The sequence below is a fragment of the Capilliphycus salinus ALCB114379 genome, from assembly GCF_047276495.1.
GTDB lineage: Bacteria > Cyanobacteriota > Cyanobacteriia > Cyanobacteriales > Microcoleaceae > Capilliphycus > Capilliphycus salinus.
Genome location: NZ_CP178543.1, coordinates 987,520 through 1,007,842 on the forward strand (window position 1 = coordinate 987,520; position 20,323 = coordinate 1,007,842).

The window sequence follows — 20,323 nt, forward strand, 5'->3', positions numbered from 1 at the left end:
GTCGCCTGCTCCCTGCCATATCTTCATGGTGGGGTCATTTTGTATATGATGGAGGTTTGGGGACAGTTTTAAGATTGTCCTATGGCTTCTGGCGTTAGGACTTGGTTGAGTTTACCGCTGCGATAGCCTTCTAGGTCTAGGGTGACGTAGATAAACCCAAATTCTTGAAAGGTTTTGACCAATTGGGGTAAGTCGGTTGTTAATACGAATTCTTTGATTTGTTCGGGGGGAAGTTCGATGCGAGCGGTATCTTTTTCTGAACGAACTCGCAAGTTTTGCCACCCGAGTTTTCGTAAGTAAACTTCTGCTCGTCCGACTCGTTGGAGTTTGTTTACGGTGATTTCTTCTCCGTAGGGAAACCGAGAACTTAGACAGGGTTGGGCGGGTTTATTCCATCCCGATAAACTCAGTATTTTTGAGAGTTCTCTGACTTCGGCTTTGCTAACACCCACTTCGGCTAAGGGCGATCGCACTCCCCGCTCTTTGGCGGCTTGAATTCCCGGACGATAATCCCGCAAATCATCGGCATTTACGCCATCGACGATATAGGGATATCCCCATTGTAATGCTAGGGGTTTGAGGGTATCGTGCAGTTCGCTTTTACAAAAGTAGCAGCGATTAACCGGGTTTGATGTATAGTTGGGATTCTCCATTTCATGGGTTTGGATTTCTTGGTGATGAATCCCGATTTCTGCGGCTTGTATTCGAGCTTCTTCTAAGTCTTCGGGGAGCAAAGAGGGGGAAATTGCTGTTACTGCTAATGCGCGATCGCCGAGGACGTCACGGGCGATTTTTGCGACTAAGGTGCTATCGATTCCACCGGAATAGGCGATTAATGCCCGTTCCATCTCAGCAAACATTGTTTGGAGTTTATCTAGTTTTTGGATAACCATTGCCTTCTCTTGTCTCTGCGTGAATTGTCCTAGTTTCTAGTTTAAAATATTTCGGGAAATTGTTCATCCGGCTTGATGAATTGATAATTTTTAGCTTGAATGTAGTTTGAAGGGGATTGTTGAAATGCCGAACGGGGTCGAGTCGTATTGGGGTTGAGTTCGGGATTGTTTTCGATTTGTTGAGCCACCAAAAAATAAATTTCTATCCAACAACTGATCAGCAGATGAATTAAAATTATAATTGTTAAGGTGTTTCGGCTTAAAAGTGGCGGTAGTTTTTCGGGGTTGCGGGTTTTAAACCATTCTAACACTGCAATAAAAATTGCCGCAATAATTGGCCAGGCTTTTAAGGCACCGATCAGATTCGTTTCGTCGTCTGTTATCGGATAGAGCAGCAGGCAGATAAAGGTGGCAATTACCCAAGGACTTAAGGGGATTTTTCCGATAATAAAAGGGGGTAGACTCGTTGCCCAACCTATACTAATGGTGATTAAAATCCAGCCAGCAGCAGCAAGGAATTCTTGACCTCCATCAAAGGCGAGGAAAGATAAAATCCAAATAACGATGCTGAATAAAAGCAGGGTTTTCCAATGAATGAATCGGGGCGGAACTGCGGGACTTACGAAGACTTTTGCCCGATCCATATTTTTTTTCCAGTCCATAATTTTTAGAGGTAAAAGACACGAATTGTAAACAGAGCAAACAGTAAGGTAACAAAGTAACTGATTGTATGAGCCTTGGCTATGGCTTTAAATTGTTCCCCCCATTGGGTTGTTTTTTCTAAATTTGAGGTGGCTGTCTCTCCGTCTGAGGAGGTATTTTCGCTTTCATAAATAAATGTATTGATGAAAAGCAACCCGATCCATTTTACGAACAAAAAGAGTAAAAAATAAAACAAACTCAGAACCAGAACATCGAGGGCGACCTGTTGAAAGTCATCTAAAAACAAGTAAATGATCAGGTGTCGGGAGGGATTGATCGGCGAAGCTGATTGTAAGAAGGTAAACAAAATGGCTCCGAAAATTTCGGCGAATAAATCAATAATGATGGCATATTCTATCCCCCTTTTGGGACTGATTCTAAAAGATTTATGATAAATAAAAGATTCGACGGTAATGGTAATTACAAGGCGTAATAATCTAAATAAAATGGCTCGACCTGCTAAGATAAATGGCGGCATAAATTAAACCTATTCAACGGATGGGATGAAAATTGGCTTTTGGGAAAAGCCCGAAACTGAGAAAGAAATTCGCTAGTGTTCGGTATCCAAACCTCAAGAAATCACTCGGTGTTGAGAATGATGAACAGAAAGAATCATCCAGACTCGACCCGGCGATCGCGATAAAGTTGTAGTTGTGAATTGATCGGATTTTGATCTAGATTAGATGGAAGCATTGTTACTCGATGGCGACTGAAATGAGTCCTGTAAATTGGGTAGAGGCGATCGCCCCAGACACGAACGATTCTGTCTGCTGAAACAGAACAGTCAACCTCTGAGTCTAAATCTATCATGTTGATGTAGACTCTTGGGTTAAAGTTATCTCATTTCATTGACTTTGAGTACAACGCAAGTAACGACCTGGTTGAAATTCCCCTCACACTATGAATTATCCCATTCCGAAAAGTTTGACCGAAATGATGACTCTCAGTCAACAACCTCTGAGCGAAGAACTCGTAGCCTCCGCGATCGCCGGGGTTATACAAATTGCTCGATCTCAACACCAGTCTCTAGAGGATCTCAAAGCCGAAGTTCTCGCCGATGACTGTCTTCTGAGTGTAGAACAACGCTTGTGGTTAAGTGAATTAGTGGTTTTGGCTTGGAACGGTTTCCCCTAAGCCACGCACTATCGCTCAACAGTATTGAAAGTTAACGCAAATAAAAAGCAGCCCGGTTATGAGGCTGCTAAGAGGAGAGTTTAAAAACCGTTGTTGTTTCTAGGAGAGGAGAAGTCTCTATCACGTTGTCGCGAACAAACAAACTTTTAAAAAATAATTAAAATTCAAGATTAAAACTGAAAAATTGTGAGAGAATACCTAACAAGTTTAATGCTCTGAGAGTCCCTAAAAATCGGGTTAACAGGTGTATTGACTTGTGGTAATCTTATATCCAACATAAGTGCGTTCTGCCCGCTTTAGCTGTGACCTGAGTCGAGGTTTGTTGTGATTTCCTACAGACCACCTTTATGAGGGAAATCACAAAACCCGACGGTCTGAGCCTGCTATTCCACCTTTAGCAGGTTCTAAGTGCTGATGGGCAAAATTACACTTTTGGTATTGCATTTTAGAACCTGTTGCTGGTGTAGGCATCTAAAGCGTAGGCGGGAACACGTTCAGTGTAGTTGGTTTGGGTTCCTGTTACCGACTGAGCAATTTGTTCAAAAGAATCGTTATCCCAGTTGCGTTGGTGGATGGGCTTGGTTTGTTCGCCTCGGAAGTAAGCCATTGTACCAATTACGGCAGCAGCAGCCCAACCTGCGATGAATAAGCCTGCTAATGCGATTAAGTAAATCATATGCGCGAACTCCTTAACTTTTGTTAACTTATGTAAATAAATGTAACAAAGTTTTACAAAGACTGTCAAGTTGAGTGGGTGTAGAAAACCGAACAAGCTTTACAGTCACCAGTCACCAGTCACCAGTCACCAGTTTTTTCAGTTGTCAGTAAACAGTTTCTCCCCAACTCCGGTCCTCCCGACTCCCGACTTGTGACCTGACGACTTCTGACTCGGTGACTCGGTGACTCCAATAAAAAAACCCGCTTTCGGTGAGAAAACGGGTTTGGATGTAGCTTAAGCAACTACTTTGAATTTAGGGGGTTTAATGGACTCGAACGGTTGAGGAATTTAAACGATACTCTAATTCTTCTAAATTCCAATCTTGGCTTTCGAGTGCCATTTGTTCAATTAAACTCGCCAAGCGTAAAGCCTTGAGAGCCTGTTCGCCGCCAACCGAGGGTTGATTTCCTCCGCGAACACAGTGAACAAAATGTTCTAACTCCGCGTGTAAAGGTTCAATATTGCTGGTGTGAACTTTCTCAATTAACCCATCCTGACGATAAAGCACCTGACCATAATCTGTTACATAATTCGCCGTTGTTTGACGGTGAATCAAAATTTCATTATTGAGAAAATCAGCTTCAGTCAGAGAATTTTTACAATGGGCGACAATTGAACGCAATTTCCGGTGGGTAACTTTACTGGCAATCAAAGTCGCCACAATTCCGTTCGCAAAGCCCAGTGTTGCGGTAACATAATCTAAATACCCGGAATCGGCCGCCCGACTCCCGCTAGCCGTTAGGCGAACAACGGGAGAAGCCACCAACTCTAACAGCAAGTCGATATCGTGTATCATCAAATCTAAGACGACAGAAACATCGTTAGCCCGGTTAGAGTAGGGACTCATGCGATGGGCTTCTAAAGCGAGCAATTCCTCGGTTTTGAGGACTTTACTCAACTCCCCAAACGCGGGGTTAAAGCGTTCAATGTGGCCGACTTGGAGAATTCGTTGATACTTAGCCGCAGCATTCACCAAAGATTCGGCTTCAGAAATACTGGCGGCTATCGGTTTTTCAATTAAAACGTGAACCCCCGCTTGTAAACAGGTCATTCCCACCGAATAATGTAAACGAGTGGGAACGGCGATACAAACGGCATCGACGTGTTCGAGTAAATCGCGATAATCTTCAAAAAAATGAACTCGATACTTACTAGCAGTATCGATGCCTCTTTCAACATTAATATCAGCCACACCCACCAACTGCACATCCTTGAGTAAACTCAGAACTCGGGTGTGATGTTGTCCCATATTACCAACGCCAATCACCCCAATTCGCAGGGGGTGTGGCTGGCTATGGTTTCCCATACCAGTTAAAAATCCCTCTGACATCCTATTGAGCATCCCTGGACTCTCCTCCACCACAGGCTATAGGCTTGTATTGCCTACTGAATAAGTCGTGCAAATCCATCCAGATAGTATCACAGCCTCTTACTTTGTAAAGAATTTCTAAGCCGGATTGAGGTTCCTTAACCGGAGAAATTTTTGAGTTCACAGAGAATTGGGTTTTTTGATGTCTCGTTTTAGCCGAAGGTTGTTCCATTCCAGCCCCACAGGGTTCCGGGAGCGTTGGCAAATTCGATATAAATGCGGTTGACGGGTATGCCCAGAGTTTTGTTGATTTTCTGACAAAAGTCGGCGCTCATGGTTTTGGTTTTACTCTCGGGTAAGCCTATACTTTTGATTTCCATGTAACAAACCGGGTCTGTTGTGCCGGCGAAGGTCATGGGAACATCGGGTTCAAAGGCTGTCATTACATAGGATTCGGGTTTTCCGAGATGTTGGGCTAAGGAGGCGGACAGGCTTTTGAGTAGGCTTTCGACTTCCGATTTTTCTGGGGTGGGGACTGAGGTTTGAACTTTTATCAAAGGCATGGCTAGAGTTTTTAGAGGTTGAGAATCTTTGAAATCGGGTTTTTGGGGTTTTTAGCCGCCATAGTTCCAGCCTGTGCTGGCGAGTGATAAAATTTCTCCGTCTCGGTGGACGCCTGCGGCAATCACTTCGCCTACAAATACGGTATGGTCGCCTTGGGGTACGCTACCGACTACCCGACATTCGACGTAACCGAGGGAGTCGGAGATAATTGGACAGCCGGTTTCTCCGAGGTAAAATTCGACGTCTTCAAATTTGTTTCCGACTCGACGCTGCGGTTTGAAGAATTTTTGAGCCATTTCTTTTTGGCCGTCTTCTAGAAAGCTGAGGGAAAAGACTCCGCTGGCTTCTATCATCGCGTGGGACTTGGAGTCTTGTTTGACGCAGTTGACGACGAGAGGCGGTTTGAAGGAGGCTTGCATTACCCAACTGGCGGTGAAGCCGTTGACTTCTTCCCCGTCTTTGACTCCGCAAATGTACAGGGCGTGAGGGATTTTGCGGAGGATTGTGGTTTTGGCTTGTTCGTCTAGCAAGGGTCTGTTTATTTTGAGTCGTTTTACAGGTTTTAGTTTATCAATGTTCGGTACCGAATCGCCGAGTTTTTTTCACAGGTCAACTGGTTTCACCCACCGAAAAATACTGATGAGTCGATACGGGAATTTATAGGAGTTCAGAAGTTCAGGAGAAAAGAAGCCATCGAAAAAACTCTTGCCCCTTTCCCCTTTCCCCTTTCCCCTTACCTATTGCCTGTTGCCTGTTCCCTGTTGCCTATTGCCTGTTGCCTGTTGCCTGTTGCCTGTTGCCTTTTGCCTATTGCCTATTGCCTGTTGCCTGTTGCCTTTTGCCTATTGCCTATTGCCTGTTGATGTCAACTATCTTTAGGTTGAGGTTTGTTCCATGATTGCTAATACATAGTCGCATTGATTGACGGTATGATTGGTGGAAACATCAAAAATTATTCCGTCTACTTCGGCTTTGACTTTGATAATTTGGGGTAATTCTTCGGTTTTGTTAAAGCTGAGAATTTCATAGAGGGTTTCTCCGCTTTTGACTAATTTTCCGAGTTCAACTCGATTTTGTATCATTCCCCCTGTGGGTGAGTAATATCGTTTTACCCGGGTTTTTAGGGTTAGTTTTAAGGGATAATTTTGGGTTTCGGGTAAGGGAAAGTTATCGAGTTTTAACAGGTTTTTACTGGCTAAATAGTTTTTGACTCCCCGGATTCCTTTTTCGACGGATTCGGGATTCATTTTCATTCCCGAACCGAGTTCTAATGTCCAGGATTCGATATCAAATTTAACGGGTTTTCCGAGTTGTTCAGAAAGGTGTTTTTCTAGGGCTAACCAGGGTTTGATAAAGGCTTCGTCAAAGGCATCGCCATCGTAGTCGTTCATTAGGATTCCGTAGTCGAGTAAGAAGGCTTTGGCGCTTTCTTCGCGACTTTGAAAACCGTATAAATAATCTATGGCTTGATTGGTTGAACTGTGCAAATCGAGCAGATAATCCGCATCTAAACAGAGGGATTGTAAGAGGGTTCGATAATATTCTGAGTAGGGAATTTGAGCGGGATGTTTACTTTTTTCTCGGAGAGTTTGGAATGATTCTAATATTTGTTTTCGGTAGTTTTGTTGGATTTCTGTTAAAGTTAAATTGCGCTGCGATCGCGCAAATTCTGCGATATCGATATCGGTTTTTTCGTAATCCCAAAAAATGCGATTCCAGTCTTTGCCATCGTAACTATTATAACGCCCCGATGAGAAATGATGGGCGCGTTGGTTGACACCGACGGGATTACATACGGGAACCAGCCAAATTTCACCGATGAGTTGGGTTTCGTCGAGTTTTATTAAATCTGCAATTAACTGATGAATCACGGCGTTTCCGCTAATTTCAGCCCCGTGTAAGTTGGATTGAATATAGGCTTTTTTTCCGGGTTTTGCGCCTTGAAATTTGTAGACTTGCAGAAATAAGCGATCGCCAGAAGCGAGTTGAATGAGTGGAATTTTTGAAATTGTTGGTTGCATTTAGATGGCAATGATTAAATAATGAAATCCCAAACCCAAAGCCAAACCCGAAAAACAAGTGATCAGGAGGATAAAAAAAGCCGACCAACTTCTAATTCCGAGGGTTTGCAATTCAATTCGAGATAATGTTGTCGCCGACAAAATTAAGAGAACTTTGGCAAAAGTGTCTAAATAGGTGGCAATCACCACAATCATAAAAGAAGCAAAAAGCACCGAAATAAAAGTCCCCAAGTCGGTTTTAAACCATTTTACAATCGGCCTTTGTAACTGGTTAATCGGAGTGGTAAACAAGAAACATAATACAACAATACTCCCGAGAATTCCTCCCCAGGCGTAGGGAGTCATCTCCGCAGGAAACAGCGTCCAACCCAAAGCGAGATAGGTTAACATCAACAGGAATAAAGAAAGCCAAGTGACCTTGTTCACGGTTTAAATATCAGAATGCCATTAACAAGATATTTTAGCGTTAAAGGTTGGTTGAAATCGCCTGAACCGGACAGGCGGAAATACACTGTTCGCAGACAATACAACGGGAGCGAGTAAACGTTAAATAAAACGTATCCGAATCAAGGGTTAAGGCTTCGGTGGGACAGACACCGGTACACAAACCACAATCGACACAAATTTCTTCATCAATCAAAATTTCCCGCCGTTCCAATGAAACCTTAATATTTTGAGATTGCAACCAATCAATAGCGGCTTCAAGCTGATCGATATCTCCAGATAATTCTACAACAAGAGTGCCAATCTGATTCGGTGTAACTTGAGCGCGGATAATATTTGAAGCCACATTAAAATCTTTCGCCAAGCGATAGGTGATTGGCATTTGAACGGAGGTGCGGGGAAAGGTGAGCGTGACCCGTTTTTTCATCCAATCAATCGAGGAAACATCACTTTAATGATATCACTGACGCCGTACCGGTTAAACGGTTAACCGGGGGTTGAGTCGGCTTTTGGGGTTGGCAAGCCAAAGAAGCGAAAACATTGTGCTAGGATGGACGAGTATTCATTCACACAACCGTTGCAGTTCAAGTTGGATTCTCCCTAAGTTTAAAGATTCAGGATTCTAGACAATTGAGTTGGCACAATTATAGAAAGTCAAATTAGGAAAAATCGCAAGGAACAGGCTAACTCAACGAAGTCAAAGAATTCAACGATATTAATTAATTGATGGATTTAATCTTGTGAAAGGGTAGAACGTTTGGGCTTGCCAACTGTGGCATATTGTCCTAAAAACGGGAGTCCACCCACTGCGGGGAGGAAATAGCGAGAGGTACAGAGTAACCCTAACGCAGCAGCAGTAGTGGCATCAAAATAGGGTTGATAAAATAAAATTAATGCCGCATCTCGAGTACCGACTCCAGCAAAGGTTAAGGGTAATAATCCGGCTAAAATTGCTAGGGGAGAAAGGGCTAAATTGACCCAAAATGGACTCCAAGCGTTTAAGGCGAGGATAAAAAACCAAATTTGCAGCAAATGAAGAAACCAAATCAAAACAGAAGTTGCAGTAATTTTCAACAATTGAGTTTGATCACCCCAAAAATACTCGTGCATTTCTCCCCAAGAGACTTGCAGGTTTTTGAGTTTTTCTCGGAGGTTTTTGGGGGCTACTTTCCGACCGAGTAAGAAAAAGTAATCGGCAAGTTGACGAGATCCTAAAAGTAACAACCCAACAATCCAGCCCAGACTCACACCCAAGGTCATTGTCCAAAATAAGAGATCTTTTTCAGGATAAACGATCAACCCTAAAACACACCAGAACAAGAGTGATAACAGATCGCAAGTCTTTTCAAATACAACCAGAGATAACGAGAGTGAACCGCTTAAATGTCCCCGTTGCTGCATGAAGTAGGCTTTGGCAATATCCCCCATTTTCGAGGGTAAAATCATGTTTAGCACACTGGCGGCTAAAATTAAACGATTTGCCTCAGCAAACCTCAATCTTCTTCCCTGGGGCATGAGTTGTTGAAGTCGCCAACCGGTAATCATTGTAATCGGAATCACCATTCCCAAACTAATAATCATCCATTGGCGATCGCAATTTTGAAAGATTTCCGCTAAACCAACGAGATCAATTTGGGAATAAAGAATGATTAAAATCCCCAAACTAATCAAAAGAGAAACGATGCGCTTGATCACTGCAATTTATCCGTATTACTTAGGTTTTGTTTTGATTTTGTAAACTTTTCAAATTCCGATCTTCGTAATCGTAACTGCACATCTTCCAAGATTTTTCGGTTGACAGCCATGACATCAGCAACTAAACCCAACATCCACAATTGAAAACCGATGATGATTAAAATTGCCGCTAAAATCAAACTGGGCGCTCTTGCCCGGGTCATATCTTCAAAGAATAACACGAGCCAACGCACACATAATAAAAATCCCATTGTAAAGGGAATAGTCCCGAAAACCGTAAAAAAACGTAACGGTCTGTAGGTCATAAAAATGCGTACAATTGTAAAAATTGACTGTTTAATATAAGAGGGAATACTCTTAACCAAACGAGAAGGTCGTAAATCGGGATTTGTGCGAATGGGAACCGATGTTATGGCAATTCCTTTTTGTCCGGCTTGAATAATGGTTTCTAGGGTATAAGTATACTCATTAAAAACATTAATTTGCATTGCCGCATTGCGACTAAACGCCCGAAAACCGCTAGGTGCATCGGGAATATTTGTGTTGCTGGCTAAACGAACCACCCAACTTCCAAGTTGTTGGAGAAACTTTTTACTGGGGGAAAAATGTTGAATTTGGCGGATGGGTCTGGCGCCGACAACAATTTCGGCATAACCGAGTAGAATTGGCTCAATTAAACGGGGAATATCCTCAGCACAATATTGGTTATCGGCATCGGTATTAACAATAATATCGGCGCCCGCTTTCAGAGAGGCTTCAATTCCCGCCATAAATGCTTTTGCCAAGCCTTGATTGTATTCAAAACTGACAAGATGATCGACGCCACAAGCCCGAGCCACATCAACGGTGCGATCGAGACTTCCATCGTTAATAATTAGCCATTCTACGGTATCAATCCCCGGAATTTGACGCGGAAGTTGGGCGAGAGCAATTTCCAGGGTTTCTTCTTCGTTGTAGCAAGGAATTTGAATAATAAGTTTAGTCATTCCTCGGTGTTCAGGAAGGATTGAGTATCGCAGTTGCAATTGCAATTGCTATGATACTTTTAACCCTCGCCGTGCATTTTGTCTAGATCGGGGTATTCGGTTAACCAAGCCGATAGCTTCCGGTCGATCAAATCTTGCCGATCGAGGATCTGATCGCGGAAATAGGTGTCGGTGAGTTCCGGTCTGAGTTCTTGTGGGAGTTCAGGTTTAACTAAATTTTGGTTTTGAACTGAAGCTTTCAGGCGTCTGGTTGATGCGATCAGGAGAAAGACTTTCACTAAATTTTTAAAGCTTAGGGCAATTTGATAAAAATTTAAAGTGCTACTTTAACAAACCGAATATTTACAAGTGAATTTTGGAGATTTTACACAATCTTTCAAATTTTTTCAAAATGAGAAGAAATTGATTGTCTTAAAATTCCCTGTATTGCCAGCGATCGCCCTTGACGCTTCTCAATCAGCCAAGCAACATTTCAAACTTTTCTTAAAGATTGTGTAAAATTCATTTTCGGCGGTTGAATCGCTCGGCGCCCTGATCCAATTTTTCCAGAACTTAACAACTTTTATTTACATCAACAGAAGCTAAAATGATCGTCAATTGGGTTTTTGTAAAGGTTTAATAAAGAAAGGTCTTGGTCTCTTGACAGTTGTGCCAACAAATGTAACTCTCTATCTTTAGGAAGATGTCAAAATCAATCAATTTTGATATGAAAGTTGGAATATTAGCAGGGGGTTTGGGTACCCGTCTTTCCGAAGAGACGGTAGAAAAACCTAAGCCGATGGTCGAAATTGGGGGAAAGCCCATAATGTGGCACATTATGATGCACTACTCCCAACATAGTTTTAATAATTTCGTGATTGCTTTGGGATACAAGGCGGAAGTCATCAAAAAATACATGGTTGACTACTGTTCGCTCAACAGCAACCTTACCGTCAATCTACTGACGGGTAAAGTCGAGATGCACGAAGGAATCAAACCGGACTGGACGGTAGAATTGATCGATACGGGCTTGTACACCAATACCGGAGGTCGGATCAAGCGTTTGGCGCCGTACATGGGTAACGAAACCTTCATGCTAACTTGGGGGGATGGAGTCTCAGACATCAACTTACACGATCTGCTGGCCTTTCATCGCTCTCATGGTAAGCTGGCAACACTGACGGCCGTTCGTCCCACCGCCCGTTTTGGTCACTTAGAACTTGATGGCGAGCAAATTGTCGAATTTTCAGAAAAACCTCAAACCCGAGAAGGTTGGATCAATGGGGCTTTCTTTGTACTAGAACCCGGAGTATTTGATTACATCGAAGGCGATGATACTCAGTGGGAAAAAGCGCCCCTAGAAAATTTAGCCAAAGATGGTCAATTAATGGCTTACAAATACAGCGGTTTTTGGCAGTGTATGGATACATTGCGCGACAAACGTCGGTTAGAAAGTCTCTGGGAAACGGGTGAAGCCCCTTGGAAATCTTGGAAGGAATAAATAAAAAATGCGCGTTTTACTAACTGGTCACAAAGGATATATCGGCACGATATTAGTTCCTTTACTACTGGAAAAAGGATATGAAGTTGTCGGTTTAGATAGCGATCTTTATCGTCAGAGTACCTTCGGAGAAGGAATTGTTGAAATTCCCGAACTGATCAAAGATGTAAGAGATGTTGAAATTTCCGATTTAGAAGGGTTTGATGCGGTTCTTCATTTGGCCGGACTGTCTAACGATCCGCTGGGAAATCTCAACCCCAATTTAACCTATGACATCAACCATTTGGCGTCTGTTCATCTGGCAAAATTGAGCAAACAAGCGGGTATTCCTCGCTATATTTTCTCGTCTTCTTGCAGCAACTACGGGGCGGGTGGAAGCGACTGGTTAACCGAAGAATCTGCATTCAATCCGGTTACGCCCTACGGCCGTTCTAAAGTGTTAGTTGAACAGGATGTTTCTCAACTGGCCGATGATAATTTTAGCCCCACATTTTTACGCAATGCCACCGCTTATGGCGTTTCTCCTCGTTTGCGGTTTGATTTGGTATTAAATAACTTGGTGGCTTGGGCTTATACAACCGGAAAAGTTTTCATCAAAAGTGATGGCACACCCTGGCGCCCCATCGTTCATATTGAAGACATTTCTCGCGCCTTTATTGCCGTTTTAGAAGCGCCCCGGGAAAAGATTCATAACGAAGCCTTTAACGTCGGACGCAACGAAGACAATTACCAAATTCGAGATATTGCCAATATCGTTAAAGAAACCGTTCCCAACTGTGAAATTGAATACGCCGCAGATGGTGGGCCGGACACCCGTTGTTATCGGGTAGATTGTAGTAAAATTTTACGAGTTTTACCGGAATTTCAGCCCCAGTGGAACACCCGCAAAGGTGCGGTCGAACTCTACAATACCTACAAAAAAATCGGTTTAACGCTCGAAGAATTTGAAGGGCCGAAATATCAGCGAATTGCCCACATTAAAAAGTTACTCGCTGAAGAACGCTTGAATGAAAACTTGCGTTGGAAGACTAATGTTGCTGCGTCTGCTTTATAAGGAGAGTAGAAACCATGCCCGATCAAATGCCGCCTTGCCTTTCCTGTGGTTCGCAAAATCTCAAGTCAATTATTGACTTTGGATATACTCCTTTGGCAGATGGATTGTTAACCAAAGATCAACTCGATCAACCCGAATATACGGCGCCTTTAGAATTGGCTTTTTGTCCGGACTGCGGGTTAGTTCAAATTACGGTTAGTGTTCCCCCTGAGATTCTGTTTTGTCGGGATTATCCCTATTTTTCTTCGGTTTCTCCCTCCTTACTCAAACACTTTGGAGACAGCGCTAAAGCGATTATTCAGTCGAGAAAACTCGATGGGAATAGCTTTGTGATTGAAGCGGCGAGTAACGATGGTTATATGCTGAAAAACTTCGTTGAAGCGGGAATTCCGGTGTTAGGAATTGATCCGGCATCGGGTCCCGTAGAAGCGGCACAAAAAGCGGGAATTCCTTCAACTTGTACGTTTTTTACCCAAGATTTAGCGAAAGAATTGCGATCGCAAGGCAAGCAAGCGGATGTTTTTCTGGCCAATAATGTACTCGCCCACGTTCCTGATTTAAACGGTTTTGTTGAAGGCGTTCATATCCTTTTAAAAGATACGGGAGTTGCGGTCATTGAAGCCCCTTATTTGGTGGATTTGGTCGAACATTGCGAGTTTGATACTATCTATCACCAACATTTGTGTTACTTCTCGGTCACGGCTTTAGATAACCTGTTCAGAAGACATTCTCTCTATCTCAACGACATTCAACGCACGGCAATTCATGGCGGTTCTTTGCGTTTATTTGTAGAACCAAAAGAAGCGGTTAAAGATTCGGTGAAGTCGCTTTTAGAAGCAGAAAAAGAACAAGGCGTTGATCGCATTGACTACTACAAAGACTTCGCGGCTAACGTGGAAGCGGTGAAAAACGGTTTGTTAGAAATCCTTTGGGATTTGAAAAAGCAAGGGAAACGAGTTGTTGGTTATGGCGCCGCTGCAAAAGCCACAACAATGTTGAGTTATGTGGGAATTAATAAAACCCATTTGGACTACATTGTAGACCTGAATAAATTTAAACAGGGTCGGTTTATGGGCGTTAATCATTTGCCGATTTTTCCCCCAAGCAAGCTGTTAGAAGATAAGCCGGATTACGTGTTAATTTTGGCTTGGAACTTTGCCGAAGAAATTATGAAGCAGCAAGAGGCTTACAAACAGCAGGGCGGTAAATTTATCGTTCCCATCCCCAAGCCGAAAATTGTCGATTGAACCCGAGACTTTTCCGACGCACTTGCTATCAGCATAAAATATACCAGGGGTTTAGTTATGAGTTCACAAACAACGTCTGAATTTGCAGTAAATTACACCGTTGAAGAAACATTAGCGGATTGTATTTGTCCGAATTGCGGTCATCAAGGATTATCTCTTTTCTATCAAGTTGATCGCGTACCGGTTCATAGCTGTTTAATGCTTTCCACTCCCGAAGACGCCTTAGATTTTCCGACCGGTGATGTTCTTTTAGGATTTTGCGAGAGTTGCGGCTTTATTACGAATACTAAGTTTGATTCTCATTGGTCTGCTTACGCTCCCAACTACGAAGATCAACAAAGTTTTTCCCCAACTTTTAATAAATTTGCCCTCGATTTAGCCAATCGTTTGATTGAAAAATACGACCTTCGCAATAAAGATATTGTCGAAATTGGTTGTAGCAAAGGAGACTTTTTACTCCTGTTATGCGAGTTGGGAAATAATCGCGGCGTTGGAATCGATCCCAGTGTTGTTCCCGGACGAGTTGAAAGTGAAGCGGCGAACCGGGTGAAATTTATTCAAGAATATTACTCGGAAAAACACGCCGAATATGTGGGGGATTTTATCTGCTGTCGCCACACTTTAGAACATATTCAACCGACTTTTGAGTTTATCCAAACGGTTCGCCGTTCCATTGGCGATCGCACTCATATTCCCGTATTCTTTGAGATTCCCGACACGATTCGAGTTCTAAAAGATTTGGCATTTGAGGATATTTACTACGAGCATTGTTCCTATTTTACTCCCGGTTCATTGGCTCGTTTGTTCCGTTCTTGTGGCTTTGAAATTACCGAACTTTATCGGGATTACGGCGATCAATATTTGATGATCGAAGCTTTGCCGATTGAAATGCCCTCGGAAACCGTTCATCCCTTTGAAGAAACTCTCGATGAATTAAAGCGGGATGTTGAGCATTTTAAAGCGGAAATCAACAACAAATTGGGTCGCTGGAAACAGGATTTAGAACAGTGGCAAGCTGAAGGAAAACGGGTCGTTGTTTGGGGTTCGGGTTCAAAATGCGTTGCGTTTCTAACCACTCTGGATACTATTGATAAAATTCAGTATGTGGTTGATATCAATCCTCACCGTCACGGTAAGTTTATTCCCGGTGTGGGTAAACAAATTATGTCGCCTGAATTTCTGAAAGAATATCAACCCGATCGCGTAATTGTAATGAATGCTATTTACTGCGATGAAATTCAGAAAATGTTAGATGGTATGGGCGTAAAAACGGAGGTTGTTCCCCTTTAATATCCCCCTAAATCCCCCGCCCCCGTGACCCCCAATAATGGGGGTAGAAAGGGGGACTTGATCGCCCCAAATTTCCCTGAAAAAAGGTAATTTTTTTTCGGACTCTTTCCTTTCTAAAATTCTTTGTAGGGGCGGGTTCCGACTTAAGCGATCTATTCCCTGAGATCACCTCTGTAAACCCGCCCTCCCTCTGAGAAGTGTTATGGGTGGGGTCGGGGCGGGTTTAGAACAGTTTTCTGTTAGAATTCAAGGTGAATTTGAACCCGCCCCTACAGAAGCCGCCCTCCCTCTGAGAAGTTGTAAGTTCATATGATATCCGTTCTAAAATTCGTTGTAGGGGCGGGTTCCGACTTAAGCGATCTATTCCCTGAGATCACCTCTGTAAACCCGCCCTCCCTCTGAGAAGTGTTATGGGTGGGGTCGGGGCGGGTTTATAACCGTTTTCTGTTAGAATTCAAGGTAAATTTGAACCCGCCCCTACAAATGATTATTGATTAATCGGATACGATATGAAACGATAGCTCAATTTTTAGGGATTATTTTCACTCTCAAAAACTTGCAATTGGATGTATACTAAAATTAGGGCAACAATCAGCAAAATCGTAGCCGCAGCCGCAGCATAACCAAAGTCAAACTGAGAAAAAGCCTGATCGTAAATATAATAAACTAACAAATTGGTTGAGTTAAGCGGGCCGCCACCAGTGATCACATAAACTTGTTCAAAACTTCGCAAAGTAAAAATAACTGTAGTCACCGTTGCAAATACTAAAGTCGGTCTTAAACCCGGTAAAGTAACGTGCCAAAACTTTTGGAAAAAATTCGCACCATCAAGTTCTGCGGCTTCATAACGGTTGATGGGAATGGCTTGGAGTCCGGCTAAAAATACGACCATATTAAAGCCCAATTGCTTCCAAATACTCAGTAAAATTAACACCGGCATCGCCCAAACCGTACTGCTTAACCAGGGGATCGGATCGAACCCCAAACTGGATAAAAAAGCGTTAATTGGGCCGTCTGTTTGAAACAACCAACGCCACCCCAAACCAACAGCAACTAACGAAGTAATAGAAGGGATAAAATAAGCGGTCCGCAAAATTCCTCGCAACGCCAAAGCTTGATCCAACAAGACCGCCAAAATCAGGGGAATAATTAAGCTCGGAATGACTGTAGCGATGGTAAAATAGAGAGTATTCCCCATCACCTGCCAAAAATCCGGACTCACCAACAGACGCCAATAATTTTTCAATCCGACCCAATACACCCCGGAGATGGTAAAATTACCCTGAGTAAAGCTGAGATAAAATAGGTAAGCGATCGGCCAAAGGACAAAAATAGCCATTAAAACCGCAGCCGGGGCGAGAAAGATCCAAGCGGCGATCGCTTCTTGATCGAGAAGGCTTTGGTTAGAAGTTGGTGAAGATTTCATGATTATAGTAAGATTGAATTTGTAAGGTTTTAACCCATCAATGAGTTCTGATTTAACGTCTGTCGATCCAACACCTAGCTTGATTTCTCCCGAAATTATTCCTTCTGTTTCTTTAACGGGTTCTCCTTTGAAATTGGGAATTTTAGCCTCGGGAAGTGGGAGTAATTTTGAAGCGATCGCGATCGCCATTCGCGATCAAAAACTTAATGCTAAAATTCAGGTTTTAATCTATAATAATCCTAACGCTAAAGTGGTGGAACGGGCGAAAAAGTTCGGTGTAACTACTATTTTACTCAATCACCGCCATTATTCAAAACGGGAAGACCTGGATCGAGATATTGTTAAAACCTTCAACGAATACGATGTAGATTGGGTGGTAATGGCGGGATGGATGCGAATTGTTACCCCGGTTTTAATAGACGCCTTTCCCAAAAAAATTATCAATCTTCACCCCAGTTTATTACCGAGTTTTCCGGGAATTCGTGCCATTGAACAGGCCTTAGAAGCGGGGGTAAAAATAACGGGTTGCACGGTGCATTTAGTCGAATTAAAAGTTGATAGCGGTCCGATTTTAATGCAGGCTGCCGTTCCCGTTTTACCGGATGATACCCCAGACAGCCTTCACGCCCGAATTCAAGTCAAAGAACATCAAATTTTAGTCGGGGCGATCGCCAAAATTCAACGTTCACAACCGGAATAAAATTAGGATTTTTCCTCAGAAGTAACCACCGCTTCGACGCGAACTTTTTGCTGTTCTTCGTCAACATTTGTGATCGCCCACCGCAACGGTTCGCCCCGTTTTTCCAATTCTGCTTCTATTTCTTGGTGCAACTTTTGGGGAGATTCTTGTACATCAATTTCAGCCGTAATAAAATGAGTGGTCATGGTTGACTATTAGATTAGATGATTGGATTTATCCCCTAGTAAACCACAAATTGAGGAAATAGAGCAACCTATTTCAGTTATCTGTTACCAGTTTTTCAGGGAACAGGAAACAGGGAACAGGAAAGATCTTCCTATCACCTGAAACCTATCAACCGAGACCAATTCTTTATGAAGCCCTATCTAATTGATCCCCCCAACCCCCCTTACTAAGGGGGGAAGCCGCAGGCGGGGGGATCGTCAAAAGTTGCATAAGTTGGAAAGAAATGCTAAGACACCTAACACCCGTTCACACTTTAAACTTCCAGATGATAGCGACTGGTCAACTTATCCAACTGCTTGACTAACAAACTCAAAAACAGTCCGACATCCGTCACCACACCAACAGACTCAACCGATCCGCGATCGCTGAGTTTCGTCACCACCGCCGGGTTAATATCGACACAAACCATTTTCACCCCGGCGGCCGTCATATTTCCCACGCCAATCGAATGTAACATGGTGGAAAGCATCAAAATCATCTCCGCACCCTGCAACAACTCGGTATAATGCTGTTGGGCTTTAATCAAATCCATTTGCGTATCGGGAAGCGGTCCGTCATCGCGAATAGAACCCGCCAACGAGAAGGGAACGTGATTCTTGACGCATTCGTACATCACGCCACTGTTGAACAAACCCTTTTCTACCGCATTGGCAATACTTCCACAGCGACGAATGGCATTAATCACCTTCAAATGGTGCCGATGTCCGCCTTTGACTGCGGTTCCCTGCTTCATATCGACGCCCAACGAAGTCCCCATCATCGCCTGTTCGATATCGTGAACGGCGATCGCATTTCCGCCCAACAACGCCTGTACATACCCTTCGCGGATCAACCGGGATAAATGTTCGGCGCCGCCGGTGTGGATAACAACCGGCCCTGCGGTAACAACAACTTTCCCACCGCGATCGCGAATTTGGCGCAATTCCCAGGCGACCTGTTCGACAATTAATTCTACCCGACGTTCGCTAGAAACCCCGGCCGACATGAAGCCAAATTCTTGGGGGGCATTGCGTTGTTCGCGGGATTCGGTTTTGCGAATTGTGCGAATTCCGACCACATCAACCACAACTTTTTCGCCAACTTCGAGATCTCGCAACAGCTTACATTTTGCCACAATTCCTTCAGATGTTTCTGTTACGGCGATCGCCCCATCCATGCGTTGATTTTGAACTCTGATCCACTCTCCGTTTACCCGAATTTCTGTTGGATAAATGGTGGTAACATAAAAATCATCCGGACTGACGCCGGCTTGATTAACGGGTTCTAACTTCGCATCTCGGAGATCTTCTTCTAAAGAAACCGCCCCGATATCAATCAACTGACTGATAATATCTTCCATCACCTGATGGGAAGGAGCGGTAATTTTAATTAAAGCGCTGGATGTACTTTGGCGCTGTTCGCCCAAATTAAACTGTTGAACTTTGAAACTTCCGCCACCTTCGACAATTAAATCTAAGGCTTGGTTAATTAACCCCGCATCGAGTAAGTGTCCTTCCATGCGAACGGTACGGCTTTCAATTTGTACGGTAGCATGGCGATCGGGAATAATGGGTTCGGTGACGCGCAGGGTTAAACATTTGGCGGCGCCTCCCGCTTTGAGAAATTCGCTTAGAGGCGTTTCAATAACGTTAAAACCGGCTTCGGAGAGTCTGGCTTTAAGATTATCGCTAACTTTATTCATCACCACCGTTTCGTTAATATTAACGGCATTACAAGCAAAGTTCACGGCATCGGGTTCTTCGATAGCGATGCGTTTTTCGGGGGGAACCCGCATTTCGATCAGGTGGTTAGAATAGGAGTCAAACGCGGGGGGATAATAGAGGAGATAGCCGCCACTCAACGGACAAAAACAGGTATCGAGGTGATAGAAGCGTTCATCCATCAACCGCAGCGATAAGACTTCTATATTTAACCATTCTGCCAGCAAGGGGTGAGAATCGAGTTCTGAACGAAAGCCGTATCCCGCCCATAAATAGCGTCCTTCGCGATCGAATAACGCATCTCCAGCGCCTTCAAAGGGTAAGTCTTTGGGGAGTTCGTGAACGGTAAAGCCTTGAGACTCAAACCATTCTTTGAAGTGGGGTTCTTCGCCCTGACGTTCTTTGTGGAAGAAGCGACTCAAAACAACGGTTTTATCGAGGACTAAACCCGCATTGGCGGTAAAGACCATATCCGGCCAACCTTTTTGGGGTTTGACCAACTCCACAATTGCATGATCTTTCAGCGTATGATACAACTTTTGCCACTGTTCGACGGAGCGATCGCGCGAAGATTTATGTATATTGCCCTCCATCCAGGGATTGATCACATAGTCCACGTCGTAGTGGTCTGGAGAACACATGAGGAAGCGAATCGAATCAGTCATAATAGGTAAGAACTAGGTAGACGCTAAACAGAGCTATTCACAAACGTTTACACAATTAGCATTCGACCCA

At 43.5% G+C, this 20,323-nt stretch carries 22 protein-coding genes; 6 read left to right on the forward strand and 16 right to left on the reverse strand.

The features are described from left to right. Positions 1-68: 68 nt before the first annotated feature. Genes larE through fraC form a run of 3 tightly spaced genes read right to left on the reverse strand, consistent with a single transcriptional unit; the run spans position 69 to position 2,073 of the window. Complete coding sequence (gene larE, locus ACL6C3_RS04115; protein WP_413165586.1) at positions 69-893, reverse strand: ATP-dependent sacrificial sulfur transferase LarE; 825 nt, start codon at positions 891-893, stop codon at positions 69-71. Positions 894-934: 41 nt separating this feature from the next. Next, positions 935-1,555 carry a DUF5357 family protein gene (locus ACL6C3_RS04120; protein ID WP_413165588.1) on the reverse strand — a complete coding sequence of 207 codons (621 nt, stop codon included), beginning with the start codon at positions 1,553-1,555 and terminating at the stop codon, positions 935-937. A 5-nt stretch (positions 1,556-1,560) separates the two neighbouring features. Then, positions 1,561-2,073, reverse strand: a complete 513-nt coding sequence (gene fraC, locus ACL6C3_RS04125; protein ID WP_413165590.1) for a filament integrity protein FraC — start codon at positions 2,071-2,073, stop codon at positions 1,561-1,563. 422 nt (positions 2,074-2,495) lie between these two features. Between fraC and ACL6C3_RS04130 the strand changes: the two genes are divergently transcribed. Further along, a complete protein-coding gene (locus tag ACL6C3_RS04130) occupies positions 2,496-2,729 on the forward strand; it encodes a hypothetical protein (RefSeq protein ID WP_413165591.1) in 234 nt (77 codons plus the stop codon). Positions 2,730-3,174: 445 nt separating this feature from the next. Here the strand turns inward: ACL6C3_RS04130 and ACL6C3_RS04135 are convergent, their stop codons facing one another. The 10 genes from ACL6C3_RS04135 to ACL6C3_RS04180 all read right to left on the reverse strand — a co-directional run bounded on the left by ACL6C3_RS04135 (position 3,175) and on the right by ACL6C3_RS04180 (position 10,744). Continuing rightward, positions 3,175-3,405, reverse strand: a complete 231-nt coding sequence (locus tag ACL6C3_RS04135) for a photosystem II protein, Psb35-related (protein ID WP_413165592.1) — start codon at positions 3,403-3,405, stop codon at positions 3,175-3,177. A gap of 304 nt (positions 3,406-3,709) precedes the next feature. After that, positions 3,710-4,753 (reverse strand): Gfo/Idh/MocA family oxidoreductase, encoded by a 1,044-nt coding sequence (locus ACL6C3_RS04140; protein ID WP_413165594.1) that lies wholly within the window; start codon positions 4,751-4,753, stop codon positions 3,710-3,712. A gap of 215 nt (positions 4,754-4,968) precedes the next feature. Beyond that, on the reverse strand, positions 4,969-5,319 hold the full coding sequence (locus tag ACL6C3_RS04145; RefSeq protein WP_413165595.1) for a phenylpyruvate tautomerase MIF-related protein: 351 nt from the start codon (positions 5,317-5,319) through the stop codon (positions 4,969-4,971). 51 nt (positions 5,320-5,370) lie between these two features. Beyond that, positions 5,371-5,850 (reverse strand): flavin reductase family protein, encoded by a 480-nt coding sequence (locus ACL6C3_RS04150; RefSeq protein ID WP_413165597.1) that lies wholly within the window; start codon positions 5,848-5,850, stop codon positions 5,371-5,373. Positions 5,851-6,195: 345 nt separating this feature from the next. Further along, on the reverse strand, positions 6,196-7,341 hold the full coding sequence (locus tag ACL6C3_RS04155; protein WP_413165599.1) for a succinylglutamate desuccinylase/aspartoacylase family protein: 1,146 nt from the start codon (positions 7,339-7,341) through the stop codon (positions 6,196-6,198). Next, positions 7,342-7,767, reverse strand: a complete 426-nt coding sequence (locus ACL6C3_RS04160) for a hypothetical protein (protein ID WP_413165600.1) — start codon at positions 7,765-7,767, stop codon at positions 7,342-7,344. A 40-nt stretch (positions 7,768-7,807) separates the two neighbouring features. Further along, on the reverse strand, positions 7,808-8,212 hold the full coding sequence (locus ACL6C3_RS04165) for an NIL domain-containing protein (RefSeq protein WP_413165602.1): 405 nt from the start codon (positions 8,210-8,212) through the stop codon (positions 7,808-7,810). Between the two features lie 305 nt (positions 8,213-8,517). Beyond that, the gene (locus ACL6C3_RS04170) at positions 8,518-9,477 is read right to left on the reverse strand and encodes a lysylphosphatidylglycerol synthase transmembrane domain-containing protein (RefSeq protein ID WP_413168252.1); all 960 of its coding nucleotides are present in this window, start codon (positions 9,475-9,477) and stop codon (positions 8,518-8,520) included. Continuing rightward, a complete protein-coding gene (locus ACL6C3_RS04175) occupies positions 9,477-10,466 on the reverse strand; it encodes a glycosyltransferase family 2 protein (RefSeq protein ID WP_413165604.1) in 990 nt (329 codons plus the stop codon). Before ACL6C3_RS04175 ends, ACL6C3_RS04170 begins: the two co-directional genes overlap by 1 nt. 59 nt (positions 10,467-10,525) lie before the next feature. After that, positions 10,526-10,744, reverse strand: a complete 219-nt coding sequence (locus ACL6C3_RS04180) for a hypothetical protein (RefSeq protein WP_413165605.1) — start codon at positions 10,742-10,744, stop codon at positions 10,526-10,528. Positions 10,745-11,172: 428 nt separating this feature from the next. Here ACL6C3_RS04180 and rfbF point away from each other — a divergent pair, with 428 nt between their 5' ends. From rfbF to ACL6C3_RS04200, 4 genes are read left to right on the forward strand one after another with little or no spacing between them, the layout of a single operon-like run. Beyond that, positions 11,173-11,946, forward strand: a complete 774-nt coding sequence (gene rfbF / locus ACL6C3_RS04185; protein ID WP_413168253.1) for a glucose-1-phosphate cytidylyltransferase — start codon at positions 11,173-11,175, stop codon at positions 11,944-11,946. Positions 11,947-11,953: 7 nt separating this feature from the next. Further along, a complete protein-coding gene (locus tag ACL6C3_RS04190; protein WP_413165607.1) occupies positions 11,954-13,000 on the forward strand; it encodes an NAD-dependent epimerase/dehydratase family protein in 1,047 nt (348 codons plus the stop codon). A gap of 14 nt (positions 13,001-13,014) precedes the next feature. Further along, a complete protein-coding gene (locus tag ACL6C3_RS04195) occupies positions 13,015-14,247 on the forward strand; it encodes a methyltransferase domain-containing protein (RefSeq protein WP_413165608.1) in 1,233 nt (410 codons plus the stop codon). 57 nt (positions 14,248-14,304) lie between these two features. Then, the gene (locus ACL6C3_RS04200; RefSeq protein ID WP_413165609.1) at positions 14,305-15,537 is read left to right on the forward strand and encodes a class I SAM-dependent methyltransferase; all 1,233 of its coding nucleotides are present in this window, start codon (positions 14,305-14,307) and stop codon (positions 15,535-15,537) included. 529 nt (positions 15,538-16,066) lie between these two features. Here the strand turns inward: ACL6C3_RS04200 and ACL6C3_RS04205 are convergent. Then, complete coding sequence (locus ACL6C3_RS04205) at positions 16,067-16,963, reverse strand: carbohydrate ABC transporter permease (RefSeq protein WP_413165610.1); 897 nt, start codon at positions 16,961-16,963, stop codon at positions 16,067-16,069. Positions 16,964-17,003: 40 nt separating this feature from the next. Between ACL6C3_RS04205 and purN the strand changes: the two genes are divergently transcribed. Beyond that, entirely contained in the window at positions 17,004-17,663 is a 660-nt protein-coding gene (purN, locus tag ACL6C3_RS04210) for a phosphoribosylglycinamide formyltransferase (protein WP_413165612.1), read from the forward strand. Between the two features lie 2 nt (positions 17,664-17,665). Here the strand turns inward: purN and ACL6C3_RS04215 are convergent, their stop codons facing one another. Continuing rightward, positions 17,666-17,848, reverse strand: coding sequence for a hypothetical protein (locus ACL6C3_RS04215; protein WP_413165613.1), 183 nt, complete (start codon positions 17,846-17,848; stop codon positions 17,666-17,668). Between the two features lie 293 nt (positions 17,849-18,141). After that, the gene (locus tag ACL6C3_RS04220) at positions 18,142-20,253 is read right to left on the reverse strand and encodes a TIGR00300 family protein (protein ID WP_413165615.1); all 2,112 of its coding nucleotides are present in this window, start codon (positions 20,251-20,253) and stop codon (positions 18,142-18,144) included. Between the last annotated feature and the right edge of the window lie 70 nt (positions 20,254-20,323).

Coding starts and splice junctions, on each gene's coding strand:
- larE (WP_413165586.1), bottom strand. CDS start 893: ATGGTTATCCAAAAACTAGATAAACTCCAAACAATGTTTGCTGAGATG.
- ACL6C3_RS04120 (WP_413165588.1), bottom strand. CDS start 1,555: ATGGACTGGAAAAAAAATATGGATCGGGCAAAAGTCTTCGTAAGTCCC.
- fraC (WP_413165590.1), bottom strand. CDS start 2,073: ATGCCGCCATTTATCTTAGCAGGTCGAGCCATTTTATTTAGATTATTA.
- ACL6C3_RS04130 (WP_413165591.1), top strand. CDS start 2,496: ATGAATTATCCCATTCCGAAAAGTTTGACCGAAATGATGACTCTCAGT.
- ACL6C3_RS04135 (WP_413165592.1), bottom strand. CDS start 3,405: ATGATTTACTTAATCGCATTAGCAGGCTTATTCATCGCAGGTTGGGCT.
- ACL6C3_RS04140 (WP_413165594.1), bottom strand. CDS start 4,753: ATGGGAAACCATAGCCAGCCACACCCCCTGCGAATTGGGGTGATTGGC.
- ACL6C3_RS04145 (WP_413165595.1), bottom strand. CDS start 5,319: ATGCCTTTGATAAAAGTTCAAACCTCAGTCCCCACCCCAGAAAAATCG.
- ACL6C3_RS04155 (WP_413165599.1), bottom strand. CDS start 7,341: ATGCAACCAACAATTTCAAAAATTCCACTCATTCAACTCGCTTCTGGC.
- ACL6C3_RS04165 (WP_413165602.1), bottom strand. CDS start 8,212: ATGAAAAAACGGGTCACGCTCACCTTTCCCCGCACCTCCGTTCAAATG.
- ACL6C3_RS04175 (WP_413165604.1), bottom strand. CDS start 10,466: ATGACTAAACTTATTATTCAAATTCCTTGCTACAACGAAGAAGAAACC.
- rfbF (WP_413168253.1), top strand. CDS start 11,173: ATGAAAGTTGGAATATTAGCAGGGGGTTTGGGTACCCGTCTTTCCGAA.
- ACL6C3_RS04190 (WP_413165607.1), top strand. CDS start 11,954: ATGCGCGTTTTACTAACTGGTCACAAAGGATATATCGGCACGATATTA.
- ACL6C3_RS04195 (WP_413165608.1), top strand. CDS start 13,015: ATGCCCGATCAAATGCCGCCTTGCCTTTCCTGTGGTTCGCAAAATCTC.
- ACL6C3_RS04200 (WP_413165609.1), top strand. CDS start 14,305: ATGAGTTCACAAACAACGTCTGAATTTGCAGTAAATTACACCGTTGAA.
- ACL6C3_RS04205 (WP_413165610.1), bottom strand. CDS start 16,963: ATGAAATCTTCACCAACTTCTAACCAAAGCCTTCTCGATCAAGAAGCG.
- purN (WP_413165612.1), top strand. CDS start 17,004: ATGAGTTCTGATTTAACGTCTGTCGATCCAACACCTAGCTTGATTTCT.
- ACL6C3_RS04215 (WP_413165613.1), bottom strand. CDS start 17,848: ATGACCACTCATTTTATTACGGCTGAAATTGATGTACAAGAATCTCCC.
- ACL6C3_RS04220 (WP_413165615.1), bottom strand. CDS start 20,253: ATGACTGATTCGATTCGCTTCCTCATGTGTTCTCCAGACCACTACGAC.